19 protein-coding genes are annotated in these 13,192 nt (G+C 34.8%); 13 read left to right on the top strand and 6 right to left on the bottom strand.

All coding sequences use genetic code 11. The features are described 5' to 3' along the window. The first annotated feature begins 73 nt into the window (after positions 1 to 73). The 5 genes from LB450_RS00285 to LB450_RS00305 all read left to right on the top strand — a co-directional run bounded on the left by LB450_RS00285 (position 74) and on the right by LB450_RS00305 (position 2,528). Positions 74 to 583, top strand: a complete 510-nt coding sequence (locus tag LB450_RS00285; RefSeq protein WP_224485814.1) for an RNA polymerase sigma factor — start codon at positions 74 to 76, stop codon at positions 581 to 583. Then, positions 570 to 1,001 carry a hypothetical protein gene (locus LB450_RS00290; protein WP_224485815.1) on the top strand — a complete coding sequence of 144 codons (432 nt, stop codon included), beginning with the start codon at positions 570 to 572 and terminating at the stop codon, positions 999 to 1,001. Before LB450_RS00285 ends, LB450_RS00290 begins: the two co-directional genes overlap by 14 nt. 4 nt (positions 1,002 to 1,005) lie before the next feature. Next, entirely contained in the window at positions 1,006 to 1,542 is a 537-nt protein-coding gene (locus LB450_RS00295; protein ID WP_224485816.1) for a DUF4252 domain-containing protein, read from the top strand. A 2-nt stretch (positions 1,543 to 1,544) separates the two neighbouring features. Continuing rightward, complete coding sequence (locus tag LB450_RS00300; protein ID WP_224485817.1) at positions 1,545 to 2,081, top strand: DUF4252 domain-containing protein; 537 nt, start codon at positions 1,545 to 1,547, stop codon at positions 2,079 to 2,081. A 78-nt stretch (positions 2,082 to 2,159) separates the two neighbouring features. Further along, positions 2,160 to 2,528, top strand: coding sequence for a DoxX family protein (locus tag LB450_RS00305; RefSeq protein ID WP_224485818.1), 369 nt, complete (start codon positions 2,160 to 2,162; stop codon positions 2,526 to 2,528). Here the strand turns inward: LB450_RS00305 and LB450_RS00310 are convergent. Together LB450_RS00310 and LB450_RS00315 are read right to left on the bottom strand one after the other, a co-directional pair. Then, positions 2,525 to 3,217: a hypothetical protein gene (locus LB450_RS00310; protein ID WP_224485819.1), complete on the bottom strand. Its 693-nt coding sequence runs from the start codon at positions 3,215 to 3,217 to the stop codon at positions 2,525 to 2,527. The genes LB450_RS00305 and LB450_RS00310 overlap by 4 nt on opposite strands. After that, complete coding sequence (locus tag LB450_RS00315) at positions 3,214 to 3,810, bottom strand: acyl carrier protein phosphodiesterase (protein WP_456095401.1); 597 nt, start codon at positions 3,808 to 3,810, stop codon at positions 3,214 to 3,216. The genes LB450_RS00310 and LB450_RS00315 overlap by 4 nt, the downstream gene beginning before the upstream one ends. 102 nt (positions 3,811 to 3,912) lie before the next feature. Here LB450_RS00315 and glmM point away from each other — a divergent pair, with 102 nt between their 5' ends. After that, complete coding sequence (glmM, locus tag LB450_RS00320; RefSeq protein WP_224485821.1) at positions 3,913 to 5,298, top strand: phosphoglucosamine mutase; 1,386 nt, start codon at positions 3,913 to 3,915, stop codon at positions 5,296 to 5,298. Between the two features lie 111 nt (positions 5,299 to 5,409). On the opposite strand, the gene LB450_RS00325 is transcribed toward glmM, so the two are convergent. Then, complete coding sequence (locus LB450_RS00325) at positions 5,410 to 6,285, bottom strand: lysophospholipid acyltransferase family protein (RefSeq protein ID WP_224485822.1); 876 nt, start codon at positions 6,283 to 6,285, stop codon at positions 5,410 to 5,412. A 55-nt stretch (positions 6,286 to 6,340) separates the two neighbouring features. Here LB450_RS00325 and LB450_RS00330 point away from each other — a divergent pair, with 55 nt between their 5' ends. The 5 genes from LB450_RS00330 to LB450_RS00350 all read left to right on the top strand — a co-directional run bounded on the left by LB450_RS00330 (position 6,341) and on the right by LB450_RS00350 (position 9,997). After that, complete coding sequence (locus LB450_RS00330; protein ID WP_224485823.1) at positions 6,341 to 6,988, top strand: rhomboid family intramembrane serine protease; 648 nt, start codon at positions 6,341 to 6,343, stop codon at positions 6,986 to 6,988. A gap of 68 nt (positions 6,989 to 7,056) precedes the next feature. Beyond that, complete coding sequence (locus LB450_RS00335; protein ID WP_224485824.1) at positions 7,057 to 7,611, top strand: PASTA domain-containing protein; 555 nt, start codon at positions 7,057 to 7,059, stop codon at positions 7,609 to 7,611. 44 nt (positions 7,612 to 7,655) lie between these two features. Next, a complete protein-coding gene (locus LB450_RS00340) occupies positions 7,656 to 8,693 on the top strand; it encodes an RluA family pseudouridine synthase (RefSeq protein WP_224485825.1) in 1,038 nt (345 codons plus the stop codon). 86 nt (positions 8,694 to 8,779) lie between these two features. Further along, positions 8,780 to 9,541: a peroxide stress protein YaaA gene (gene yaaA, locus LB450_RS00345; protein ID WP_224485826.1), complete on the top strand. Its 762-nt coding sequence runs from the start codon at positions 8,780 to 8,782 to the stop codon at positions 9,539 to 9,541. Positions 9,542 to 9,547: 6 nt separating this feature from the next. Further along, positions 9,548 to 9,997 (top strand): PH domain-containing protein, encoded by a 450-nt coding sequence (locus tag LB450_RS00350; protein WP_224485827.1) that lies wholly within the window; start codon positions 9,548 to 9,550, stop codon positions 9,995 to 9,997. A 286-nt stretch (positions 9,998 to 10,283) separates the two neighbouring features. Here LB450_RS00350 and LB450_RS13665 read toward each other — a convergent pair whose 3' ends face one another. Further along, the gene (locus LB450_RS13665) at positions 10,284 to 10,409 is read right to left on the bottom strand and encodes a hypothetical protein (protein ID WP_262902664.1); all 126 of its coding nucleotides are present in this window, start codon (positions 10,407 to 10,409) and stop codon (positions 10,284 to 10,286) included. A 93-nt stretch (positions 10,410 to 10,502) separates the two neighbouring features. Then, positions 10,503 to 11,192 carry a phosphoadenylyl-sulfate reductase gene (locus LB450_RS00355; RefSeq protein ID WP_224485828.1) on the bottom strand — a complete coding sequence of 230 codons (690 nt, stop codon included), beginning with the start codon at positions 11,190 to 11,192 and terminating at the stop codon, positions 10,503 to 10,505. Between the two features lie 113 nt (positions 11,193 to 11,305). Between LB450_RS00355 and ytxJ the strand changes: the two genes are divergently transcribed. Beyond that, positions 11,306 to 11,722 carry a bacillithiol system redox-active protein YtxJ gene (ytxJ, locus tag LB450_RS00360; RefSeq protein WP_224485829.1) on the top strand — a complete coding sequence of 139 codons (417 nt, stop codon included), beginning with the start codon at positions 11,306 to 11,308 and terminating at the stop codon, positions 11,720 to 11,722. A gap of 100 nt (positions 11,723 to 11,822) precedes the next feature. Then, the gene (locus tag LB450_RS00365; RefSeq protein WP_224485830.1) at positions 11,823 to 12,281 is read left to right on the top strand and encodes an ankyrin repeat domain-containing protein; all 459 of its coding nucleotides are present in this window, start codon (positions 11,823 to 11,825) and stop codon (positions 12,279 to 12,281) included. A gap of 68 nt (positions 12,282 to 12,349) precedes the next feature. Here LB450_RS00365 and LB450_RS00370 read toward each other — a convergent pair whose 3' ends face one another. After that, the gene (locus LB450_RS00370; RefSeq protein WP_224485831.1) at positions 12,350 to 13,108 is read right to left on the bottom strand and encodes a bacteriorhodopsin-like; all 759 of its coding nucleotides are present in this window, start codon (positions 13,106 to 13,108) and stop codon (positions 12,350 to 12,352) included. Positions 13,109 to 13,192 lie beyond the last annotated feature (84 nt).

Genomic DNA, 13,192 nt, shown 5'->3' on the forward strand with positions numbered 1-13,192 from the left:
ATCAAAATTTAAATAGAAGTGTGAAGATGTAACAAATCCTTTGTTGTGTCGTCTTCATTAAAATAGGTTGTTTATGACTTCTGAATTTTATTCTCAGCACGTTATCCCTCTGGAAGGTAAAATCTTCAGGTTTTCACGTCGTCTTTTATCTTCTGAAGACGCTGCTAAGGATGCCACACAGGAAGTATTATTGAAATTGTGGAGATTAAGAGGTCAACTTGAAGACATCAATAATATTGAAGCTTATGCTATGACTACAACAAAAAACCTGTGTTACGATGTCTTGAAATCCAAGCATAATAAAACCTTAGAGCTTGTACACAGTAACTATTCAGCACCGAGTTCCTGTTTGTCTTCCGAGATAGAAGCAAGAGATGAAGTGAGTTTGGTGGCTAAGTTTATCAATGAATTGCCAGAACAACAAAGAGCGGTTATTCAGTTGAGAGATATTGAGCAATTTACAAACAAAGAAATAGAAGAGATTATGAACATGAACTCTACATCGGTGAGAGTTGCTCTTTCCAGAGCAAGAAAAAAAATTATAAGTGAATTGAAAAAAACTGCAGACTATGGAATTCGATAAAAAATATATCAATCAACTGCTCAGTTTATATGAAGAAGGGGAAACCACTTTAGAACAAGAGCAAGAGCTGAAAATGTACTTTTCATCTGGAAATTACGATAGTGATTTTGAAGCCTATGCTAGTCTTTTTAAATTTTTTGAAAAGGAATCCAATGTTCAATTTAAAGGTGAGGCAGCAATTGAAAAAAAATCATCTCGCTATTTCTGGATCAATATAGCAGCAAGCATTTGTATTGTTTTAGGTGGGGTTTGGTTTTATGACTATTATGAAAATCAACAAAAATTGGAAGAAGCAAGACTTGCTTTTGAAACGACTCAAAATGCACTCAATCTTATATCGATTAACATGAATGAGGGTCTTGAAAAATTGGAATATGTAGAAGTATTCAGCCAGCAAAAAAATAACTTAATAAAATAAAGCTATGAAACAAATTAAATTAATGGGTCTTATAATGACCATCGCCCTTTTGAGCGCAACTGCTACGAATGCTCAGGATTTTAGTAAGTATGACAATGTGAGAGAAATCACTTCTATAGTGGTAAACAAAGGCATGTTTAGGCTTATGAGTAAACTGGACTTAGACAGTAGCGATAAAGATGTAAAAGCTTACTTAGACCTGGTTGAAAATCTTGATGATATCAAGATTTATACAACAGAAAGCCTTGAATACGGTAAACAACTTCAGTCCGATTTTAATACGTTGAAATCAAAAAGTAATCTAGAGGAGTTGATGCGGGTGAACAGTGAAGGCAAGACTGTGAATTTCTACATCAAACCAGGAAAATCAGATGACTTTGTCAATCAACTTTTGATGTTTGTCAATTCATCTGAAGCCACAGATACACAATCTGTACTGATGGTCATCAACGGAAATATTGATTTAAAAAATATTTCGAAGTTAACCAGTCAAATGAATATTCCCGGAGGTAAATCTTTGGATAAACTTAAAGACCAATAGACATGAAAAAGATCATTCTTATCGTATTTGTATTGGCGACACTTGTGGCCTGCAATTCAAAGCCCAGTCTTCAGGAATATCTGGTTAAAAAAGAAAATTCTGCTGAATTTATTTCCGCCAGTGTCCCTACAAATATTCTATTTCAAAATCTAGAAAATTTATCTTCAGAAGAAAAAAGTAGCTTACAGAAAATTGATAAAATAAATTTACTGGCTTTGACTAAGAAGAAAGGGGAGCCTATTCTTGAGGAAGAGCGTGAAGAATTAAGAAGTATTCTCAACCAGCCAGATTACCAATCTTTACTCAACTTCAGTAGTGGTGATAGAGAAGCACGATTACTGTTTGTTGGTTCAGAAGAAAAGATTGATGAGATGATCTTCTTTGGCTATGATTCTGAACTTGGATTATTACTTCTGAGAATGCGAGGAAATGATGTAAATGCAAATGGCATCTATCAGATTACTCAATCTGCTCAGAACTTGGACATGACCTCCATGTCAGGGAGTTTCGGGAAACTTATTGGCGAACTAGGACAGTAAATAAATTTTCTGATTAAAATAATGTTAGAGTATATGTATCCTTAATTATTTTTTGGATATTTAACAAAACAATTAATTATGGATACTCTAATTTTAATTTTTAAAATTGTAATCACACTTGGAATTCTAAACGTCTGGTTACTAAGGTTCAATAAGCAAACTGAATGGCGAGGAGCAGGGGCCGGAAGCATGAATGATGAGTTTGCTAAATATGGACTTCCAACCTGGTTTGTGCCTATCATTGGATTTTTAAAACTTGGATTTGCAACATTGCTAATCATAAGCATTTTTCAGGATGGTTACAATCTTGGTTTTATTGGTGCAGTAGGAATGGGAATTCTTATGATAGGTGCTATTGCTATGCATATAAAAATAAGTGACCCGATTAAACGCTCGTTACCAGCATTTCTTATGCTTGTAATGTCCGCTTTTATAGCGTTTGCCTAAAGAGAAGTCTTCAAATTTGTAATTTCTATTGGAATTCCAAACACTGATTTTTTAGTGGATAAGATCATACCAGACTGGGTTTCGACCCAGTCTTTCCATTTAGCCTGAATTCCACCTATAGGAATAATTGAAACCCACATTTGAAAAGAAGTAGGTCTGTGATTTTCATCTACTTCCCATAAATAAGAATCACCGGGAGTTGTACCACCGGAAATAAAGGTGATCAATAAACTTTTTTTTCCGTCCTTTTTCACAAGTCTTCTTTCCACAGAATCTTCCATGATTTTATAGGGAGCTATAAGCCAGTAAGAATCGTTGTTAAAATTTCTTATGGAAGTTTCTATCAGGTTTTCGTAATCTAAATCTTTAGAAGAAATGACCTCACTTTGGTCATAATCATTCAAATCAAGTTTCACCTTATAATCATCAGAACTGACAATGACGTAGTTTTTGTGTTTATGCCATTCATAAGAATGAACACCTGCAAAAGTCCAGCTTATGATTTTTGTTTTTTCAAAAGCTTCGTAATTCAATTCATTCAAAATTTGTTGTGCAAGTTGGTCAGCCTCTGGTCCTTTTTTACCATTTGGTAAATCTTCAGATATAAAAAATCCTGTGATAATAAGTATTAGAATAAGACTTAAAACCACTATTCCTGTGACTTTAATTATTTTCAAAAAACGTTTCATAAATCCTGATTCAGTTGTTTAATTTTTGATGTGCAAAACTTTCTGATATCCTCAAAAAACCCGGTGAATTCCAGATCAAAATCAGCCTGATGAGCCAGATAAATATCGACCCCTTTATGGAGTTGGGTTTCATGTTTAGTTTTGTGATTCATTTGTTTGAGAATACTTTTCAAATCTTCAAGTTTAGAGTAGCTCAATAACCAGTTATGTTCAATCATATAAGGAACAACTTTGCTTATTTTTTGAGGTAGTAAGTGTTGATTATTTTCAAGCAAAAGATAGAATTCTTCAGCAAACACAGTCAATTCTACATCAGAATATTCATTCCAGCGTTTTGCCAGTATATGATCGTAAATCATATCGATAACAACGCTGTTATAATGTCTGAGCTCCTCAAAAAAACGATGAGCCCCTTTAGAGACCAAAGGGTGGTGATCTGTAAAGTCATCAATAGCTCGATGCAGTAAAATCCCTTTCTGGATTTCCCGTGGATAAGTTTTATAGGACTTGCCTTTTATTTCATCTGCCATGAAGTTTCCTAGTTTTAGGAAGTCATCATTGCCAGAAAGAAATATATGAGCCAAGTAATTCATAGCTCTAAAATAGATTATTAAGCAGTTTTAGCAAATTATTTATGAGTTAAATCTCTGGACTTGTATCTTTACACCACAAAAATTTCATCTAAATTTTAATTTATGACACTTATCAAATCTATATCTGGAATTCGAGGCACCATTGGCGGGCAAGTAGGAGACAATCTTACACCGCTTGACGTGGTGAAATTTTCAGCTGCCTATGGCCAATGGATAAAAACCCAAAGAAACAAAGAGCACTATAAGGTAGTCGTAGGCAGGGATGCCAGAATTTCTGGCGACATGGTTCAATCATTAGTTATGCAAACCCTGTCTGGAATGGGAATTCATGTGGTCGATCTTGAGCTTTCCACCACCCCAACTGTAGAAATGGCGGTAACTATGGAAAATGCAGACGGCGGTATAATTCTTACCGCAAGTCATAATCCAAAACAATGGAATGCCTTAAAACTTTTGAATAAAGACGGCGAGTTTTTAAATGCTGAAGAAGGACTGCAAATTCTGAATTTTGTAGAAAAAGAAGATTTTGAATTTTCTGATGTAGACGATTTGGGTAAAATCACATATCACAATGCTTATATCGATCTTCATATTGAAGAAGTTTTAAATTTAGAACTGGTGGACGTAGACCAAATTAAGGATGCGAAAATTAAAGTGGTGGTGGATGCCGTAAATTCAACTGGAGGTATTTCTATTCCACCGCTTTTGGAAATGCTGGGAGTGGAAGTTGTGAGACTTTACTGTGAACCAAACGGTCATTTTCCGCATAATCCGGAACCGCTGGCAAAGCATCTGACAGAGCTATCTCATAGAGTAAAAGAGGAAAATGCTGATTTCGGTATTGCTGTAGATCCCGATGTGGACAGATTGGCTTTTGTGGATGAAAAAGGTGAAATGTTTGGCGAAGAGTACACTTTAGTGAGCATAGCTGATTATGTTTTGAGTCGTAAAAAGGGAGCAACAGTAAGCAATCTGTCCTCATCACGTGCTTTACGTGATGTGACAGAAAAACACGGTTGCAAGTATTTTGCAAGCGCTGTAGGTGAAGTGAACGTTGTCGCCAAAATGAAAGAAGTGAATGCTGTTATCGGTGGCGAAGGAAATGGAGGCATTATTTATCCTGAACTGCATTATGGAAGAGATAGTTTGGTGGGTGTAGCTTTGTTTCTAAGTTTACTTTCCGAAAAACAAATAAAGGTTTCTGAACTTAGACAAACCTACACGTCATACTTTATGGCGAAAGAAAAAATTGAACTCACCCCAGAGCTGAATGTGGACGCTCTTCTGAATAAAATTCAGGAAAACTATAAAGAAGAAGACATAACAACAATTGACGGTGTCAAAATCGATTTTGAAACGAATTGGGTTCATTTGAGAAAATCAAATACCGAACCAATTGTCAGAATTTATACGGAAGCTAAAAGTCAGGAAGAAGCAGATGCTTTAGCAAAACGCTTTATCACTGAACTAGAAGAGTTGAGTAAATAAATCATAAAGTAGAGTATTTCATTTTGATTAAAAAAACACAAAAATAAAGATCCGATTGAAACAAAAATGAAAGCCTAAATAAATCACCCGGAAGAATCTGTTCGGGGTGATTTATTTAATTTTTCTATGCTTCCAGCGCTTGTGCGTCCACAAATAGTAAGCAGGTTCCTCGCGAATTTGTTTCTCAAGCAGTGTTAGGAAATGATCTGTAATTTGGTAATCTGGAATGGCTTTGGGCTCATCGGTTATAAGTTCAAATACGCATTTGTAATAGCCGCGTTTTACTTTAGAAATCTTCACGAAAACCACAGCATGATCTAGTTTTTTAGCTAACATTTCTGCGCCTGTATACACAGGAACATTCACACCCATAAAGTCCTGCCAATGAAAAGCTTTATCAATTTTAGGAGATTGGTCCGATATAAAACCACTAGCTGTCAGTTCTCCTCTCGCATTAACTTCATCCAGTCTATTGACTGTTTCTTTTGTGGTGATCAGGTAAGAATCATATTTGGCCCTGATATTTCGGACTAACCTATCAAAATATTTGTTCTTGAGTTGTTTGTAAACTCCATAACCTTTATGATTGATGAATTCTTGTAAAACAAAAATCCATTCCCAATTTCCATAATGTCCTAAGATCAATATAGCGCTTTTATTTTTTTGTTCTAAATCTGTAAAAATGGATAACCCTTCAAACTGGAAACGCTTTTCGGCTTCTTCTTTTGATATTGAAATCGACTTTATCGATTCAAATACCATATCACATAAATGCTTATAAAACTTCTTGGCGATAGCTTCATGTTGTGACTTTGAATAGTCCGGGAATGCAAGTCTTAGATTTTCAATGACTACTTTTTTGCGGTAGGCAAATAGGTTATACACCAAAACATAAACGATGTCTGATAAAAGGTAGATAAGTTTAAAAGGAAGTATTGAGATAAGCCATAAAAATGGATACACTAAAACATAAATCAGTAATTGCATTAAGCCTAATTTTGTGCAAAGATAGGTATATTTGGCGTTTTGAGATTCTAAAATTATGGGTGGACTTGATTTAGTAGTAATTATAATTATAGCAGCAAATGTGTTGATGTCCTTTAAGGGATTTAACGATTATGACTTTTTTAATCGCTATAAATTTGAAGTATCTTCCATTAAAGCAGGTGATAAAATAAGAATATTCAGTTCTGCTTTTCTTCATGTGGACACGACACACCTCTTTGTCAACATGTTGACTTTGTACTTTTTTGCTTCCAGTGTGGTGAATTTTGTTGGAACTGTTGGGTTTCTGTTAGTGTATTTTGGAAGTTTGATTTTGGGAAACTTACTTTCACTTCAATTCCATAAAGACGAAAACAATTATACAGCTGTTGGAGCAAGTGGAGCAGTTGTAGGGGTATTATATGCTGCTATTTTGCTCCAGCCTGATATGATGTTAGGTTTGTTTTTTATCATCCCAATTCCTGCCTATGTGTTTGGTATAGGCTATTTGTTTTATTCCATCTGGGCGATGAAAGCCAGAAGAGATAATGTAGGCCATGATGCTCATTTTGGGGGTGCCATGGGAGGTTATTTTATCACATTATTGCTTTCTCCCTGGGTGTTACAGGAGCATTTGTTGATGGTAATTCTACTTGCGATTCCGATTGTAGTTCTTTTTGTCCTGCAGAAAATGGGTAAACTATAATTTTTCAGAATTCACCGCGTTAATTTTATTCTAGCTTCCGCATAACCTATATTTGTAAATATTTTTTTATGAAATTCTTCAAATTTATTTTTAGTAAAGTTTTTTTGCTCCAGTTAATTCTGGCAGCCTTAGTTTTAGTTGCTTTAGTTTTTGGAGCGCTTAAATACCTGGATATTACTACCAATCATAATGAAACTATCGCAGTTCCTGATTTGTCAAAATTTCAACTGGACATTGTCGATAAAAAATTGGAGGAAATGAACTTGAGACGTGAAATTTTAGATTCGGCCAATTTCAACCCTAATTATCCTCCATATTCAGTTTTGGATCAAGTTCCAAAACCAGGGAAACAAGTTAAGGAGAACCGTAAAATCTATCTTACACTTAATCCCTCTGGCTATATTAATGTCGAAATACCTAAAAATCTAATCAGAAAAACAAGACGTCAGGTTGAGCCAACTTTAATAGCTTTAGGTTTTCAAATAGGTGAAATTATTGAAAAACGAGATATCGCTAAAGGAGCGATCCTGGAATTGAGACATAAAGGGGAAACCTTAGAAGCGGGAGATAAGCTTCCCAAAACGAGTACCATAGACTTAGTAGTAGGTGACGGAAGCCTTTAGGTTTTTTCGCGGTCAATCCTTATTAAGTTCCAAATTAAAATACCATGCAAGCACAAGATAATTTAGATGAGAATGATGATCTCTACGAACATCATAGTTTTACAGCAACCAAGGGTCAGGAGCCGCTGCGTGTAGACATGTTTTTGATGAATTTCATCGAAAATGCCACCCGTAATAAAGTTCAGCAGGCGGCCAAAGACGGAAATATATACGTTAATGGTGTGGCGGTAAAGCAAAATTATAAAGTGAAAGCAGGGGATGAGGTGAAAGTTTTATTAGCCTATCCACCTTATGAAAATTTACTTACCCCAGAAGACATTCCTTTGGACATTGTTTATGAAGATGATTCGCTGTTAGTGGTCAACAAACCAGCCGGAATGGTGGTTCATCCTGGTCATGGTAATTATTCAGGAACACTTATCAATGCCTTGATTTATCATTTTGATAATCTGCCAAACAACAGCAGTGATCGACCCGGTTTGGTTCACCGAATCGATAAAGATACAAGCGGACTCTTGGTAATTGCTAAAACCGAGTCTGCTATGGCTTACCTCACCAATCAATTTTTTCATAAAACCAGTAAGCGGGAGTATGTAGCACTGGTATGGGGGAATATGAATGATGAAGAGGGAACAATTGAAGGAAATATTGGGAGAAATCCTAAAAACAGACTTCAAAATATCGTTCATTTAGGGGATGAAGCTGAACAGGGAAAACCAGCCGTAACGCATTATAAAGTTATTGAGCGTTTAGGCTATGTAACCCTGATTTCCTGTCAGTTGGAAACAGGCAGAACCCATCAGATTCGTGTTCACCTTAAATATATCGGCCATACTTTATTTAATGATGAGCGCTATGGAGGTGATAAGATTTTGAAAGGAACCACGTTTACAAAATACAAGCAGTTTGTAGATAATTGTTTCAAAATTCTTCCACGTCAAGCTCTTCATGCGAAAACTCTAGCCTTCGAACATCCGGTCACAAAAGAATGGATGGAATTTGATTCTGAAGTCCCTTCAGATATATCAGATTGTGTCGAGCGCTGGAGAAATTATGCTAAAAATAGTAAGGAGAACATTTAGGATAAGTGAATCTAATACTGTTATTTTAAATAATTAGTTAAGGATATATTTTACTTGGTCAATTTCCTTTACTTTTAAAATAAAAAATGAAATTTATAGTATCTCCTGCCAAGTCACTCAATCAAGAAGACCAACTTCCAACAGACCAATATACCAAGCCTGTTTTTGAGGAAACTGCCGCGCAAATTAACCGCAAACTGGCTAGAATGACCAAAGATGAAATCGCTGAACTTATGAGTATAAGCGATAAGCTAGCTGATCTTAATTATGGAAGATACCAGAGTTTTGATGAAAAGCATACACCTAAAAATTCAAGACCATCCATTTATATGTTTGACGGTGATGTTTATTCTGGGATAGATGCATATTCAATTCCAAAAGATAAAATTGAAAATCTGCAAAATTCACTGCGGATTCTGTCAGGTATGTATGGTGTGCTCAGACCTTTAGACCTTATCCAGCCTTACAGACTGGAAATGGGAACCAAGCTAGCCATAGAGTCTAATGACAATTTGTATGAGCTTTGGCAGGAAAAAGTGACTTCTCAACTCAATTCAGAGTTAAAAGAAGGCGAACTTTTTGTCAATTTAGCAAGTCAGGAGTATTTTAAAGCAGTGAATTCTAAAAAGCTAAAAGCAGAAATCATTTCACCTGTGTTTAAAGATTTTAAAAACGGCAAGTTGAAAATCATCAGTTTTTATGCTAAAAAAGCCAGAGGGCTTATGGTAAGGTATATTATAGACCATGAAGTCGAAACTTTGGAAGGCATTAAAAGCTTCACTTATGAAGATTATCACTTTTCTGAAGAACATACACAAAAGAATAGTGAACCTGTTTTTATTAGATAAGTTAAGATGAAATTCAGAAGTCGCAGAGACAATACGTTTAATTTTATTTTTGGTTTATTATCACTCCTTTTTGGTATATTGATTGGCGAAAATTTGTTGATAACAGAATTCTCAGAAACCTATGTCTTTGTTTTTGTCTCAATAGTTGGTCTAGTTTGGCTATTGGTAATCTGGATGTTTTTGGATACGAGTTATAAAATAACTCATAAAAAGATAAGCTACAGAATTGGTCCTTTTTATGGAAGTATTCTTCAGAATGAAATCAAAAAAGTTATCGTGAATAAAACCTCTTGGGATGGTAAAAAAGTTGCTTTAGCTAAAAAAGGTTTAGTTATCATTTATAATGATGGCAAAGAGATCTATTTTGCGCCAAAAACCAATGAATCCTTTGTTGACTATTTAAGAAAAATCAATCCCGCTGTTGAAATTGAATACAATGAATATTATTTATCCTAATGATACTCTTACAATTCAAAATAGTGCATGATGCTCAATTCAAAAAAATAGAAAGCTCAAAAATCCATTTAAGAACTTTAAATCTAAGTTGTTTTTGTAAAAAGCTAATTAGCTTTGCTCATCAATCTTTTTAAGCAGATGTTTTAAAAATTATAAAAGCTGTCTCAAGCTTTCTGTCACCCTGAACTGGTTTCAGGGTTTTTTATTAAAATTTTGAAATAAACCTTACTACAAACTGCAGTTAGCCAGGTTCAGGGTGACAAGAGCTAAGTTTTGAGACGGCTTCCTAAGAGTGATAGCGGCGTAAGCTATTCCAGTATTTTAAGCGTGTGGTTTTTAGCTCTAATTTGTAAGCTCTTGAAACTGGTTTTCTGCTTGACTCAAGTACGGTGTTTTCTGTTGTAGTTTCCATGATTATTCGTTTTAAAGATTAATATCTATTGTAAAGACGAATGAAAACTAAAATTGTTACAGTACTATGTAAAACAAAGTAGTATCTTTTAAATTATAGGTGTAAACCGCATTCGGTTTTGGGATTGTTATTCCAACGCCCGTTTCTGTCATCGCCTGGAACTGTGCAATGTTTGCATCCAATTGAATTATAGCCTTTGCTTACCAGTGGATGAAACGGTAATTTGTGTTCTCTTATAAAATCATCCCTTTCTTCTTTACTTACATCCAGAAGTGGATAAAACTTTAAGATTTCTCCTCTTTGTTCAAAAATATTCAATGTATTTCGGTGGTCACTTTGCCACTCCATTAGACCAGATACCCATACGGTATATTTATTTTTAATGACTTCCAGAGGTTTGACTTTATTGATGGAACAGCAAAAATCTGGATTTTTAGACCAGGTTTTGTCCTTGGTTGTAAACTCATGTTCATGCTTTATTGCACTTAAAGACTTTACTTTTAAGTTATAAGTTTCGGTAAGTTGCTTTTTGTAGCTTAAAGTTTCATCAAAATGATAGCCTGTATCTATAAAATAGATAATCTGGTCAGTATTAACTTCAGAAAAAAGTTTTAATAAAAAAGCAGAAGTGGCTGCAAAAGAACTGGTAACCATCACTTCAGCTTGATCGAAATCTTCGTACAGAGTTTTGATGCGATCTATGACGCCTAACGTTTTATATTTTTTATTTAGGAACTGTATTTCTTTGTTAGAAACTATTCTCTTTTCTGCAATTTCACTCATTCTATTTCTAGATATTTTAACTTTGCGAATATAAGTAACTGTTTAGTTTTAAACTTTACTTATGTACTGTAATTATTGGGTTATCTAACGACTTATACAAAAACTAGATATATATGGGATTTTTTGATCAACTTTTTAATACTAAATCTACAGAACGGGATAGTGAAATAAAGCCATCTGGCTTTACCTGGCGAACTTTGGAAGAGCTTTCTCAATTGGATGCAATCGAAAAACTTTCAGAAGAGAAACTGGTGGTAATTTTTAAACATTCTGTGACCTGTGGAATTAGCAATATGGTCTGGCATCAGTTTCAAAATGAGATTGATTTCAATAACGATCATATCGAAATGCTTTATTTGGATCTCCTGGCGCATCGAGACGTGTCCAACGAAATCACAAAGCGTTTTCAGGTATTGCACCAGTCACCACAAATATTAGTTATTAAAGATGGAAAAGTGTTACATCACGCTTCCCATTCTGCTATTAAACTATCAAATATTAAAAAATTCTTACCTGAACACGATTCCTAAAATTGAATCTGTGCCGTTTATATCAGTATTTTATTTAGGGATAGTAAATTTTTAGAGTCGAAGTGAGTTTTTTTAATTTCAGAAAAAAAATAGTAAACTAATGAAACTAATAAATGCAGTAAAGAATCAGGATGTTGAAGAAGTCAAACAGATTTTGAAGCAAAAACCTGAACAGATTAACCAAGCTGATGAAAGGGGTTTTACAGCTTTGTTATTTGCAACCTACATGGACAATACAGAGCTTGTCGATTATTTGTTGGCGTTTAATCCTGATGTGGATGCTCAGGATGTGACAGGAAACACCGCTTTGATGGGCGTGAGTTTTAAAGGAAATGTAGGAATGGCTGAGAAACTTTTAAGAAACGGCGCAGACATTAACCTCACCAATAATAAAGGGGCAACAGCATTGATTTATGCTGTGAGTTTCAATCAACCGGAAGTCGTGAAGTTGCTCATAGATCATAACGCCGATGTAGGTCTTAAAGATCAGCATAGTTACACTGCCAAGGATCATGCTCAGAAACTTGGTTATAAGGAAATCGAAGCTTTATTCAGTTAAATTATTGGTTTAAACAAAAAAAGCCGAATCTATTAAAGATTCGGCTTAGACATTATTGTTATGAACATTTAGTCTTTAGAAGTAGAATTTATTGCTAAAGAATAAATCACTAATCCAAATCCAATCTTATTCACAGCATCACCTATGTTGTAAACAACATTCATAGCTTGTTGTGCAGATTCAATATCAGATACAAGTTGTAGTCCAAAAAGTCCACCTTCAGTACCTAAGATGTATCCTAGTGGGTAAATTGCCCAACCAACTAATACGAACCAGCATAGAATTTTGTGAGCTTTCAATACTTGTCCACCAGCAGATACAGCAAGTTTTTTCGCTTCGCCGAACCATACAATGTAAACAATAACAAAGTAAGCAATACCAGAGATAAGTCCCCATACCCATTGCATAGTAGGGCTGTCAATTGCAATAGCTTCACCGATGTAACCTGTTACTAGCATCACGACAGACCAGAAAATCAATTTCCACATCAATCCTACTTTAGCACCTGCTACTCTTAGGATTAAGAAGAATTCAACGCACATTAATGGTACGGTTAATACCCAGTCTACATACCTGAAAAACGTTGGTGATTCGCCAACTTGATCCCAGTAATCTCTCATGTAGAAGTAATGTACTGCAGCAATGAAAGTAATTAAACCAGATACTAAAACTGATGTTCTCCACTTTCTATCAAATTGACTTAATGATAAAAAGAAAAAGGCAGAAGCGGCCATCATGGCCATACTACCTACAAAAAAAGTAAAACCAACATAATCGTCATTTGCGATTTTTGAGACGTCGGCCATTAAATACATAAAAGTTCTCATAGATTAAAATGTTTAAGTTTGTTTAATCAAATGTATGTAAAAATTGAACACTAATTTTTACTTTTAAGAAATATTTTGATTTAT

Origin of the sequence: Psychroflexus curvus, assembly GCF_020164585.1 — a bacterium.
Taxonomy (GTDB): Bacteria; Bacteroidota; Bacteroidia; order Flavobacteriales; family Flavobacteriaceae; genus Psychroflexus; species Psychroflexus curvus.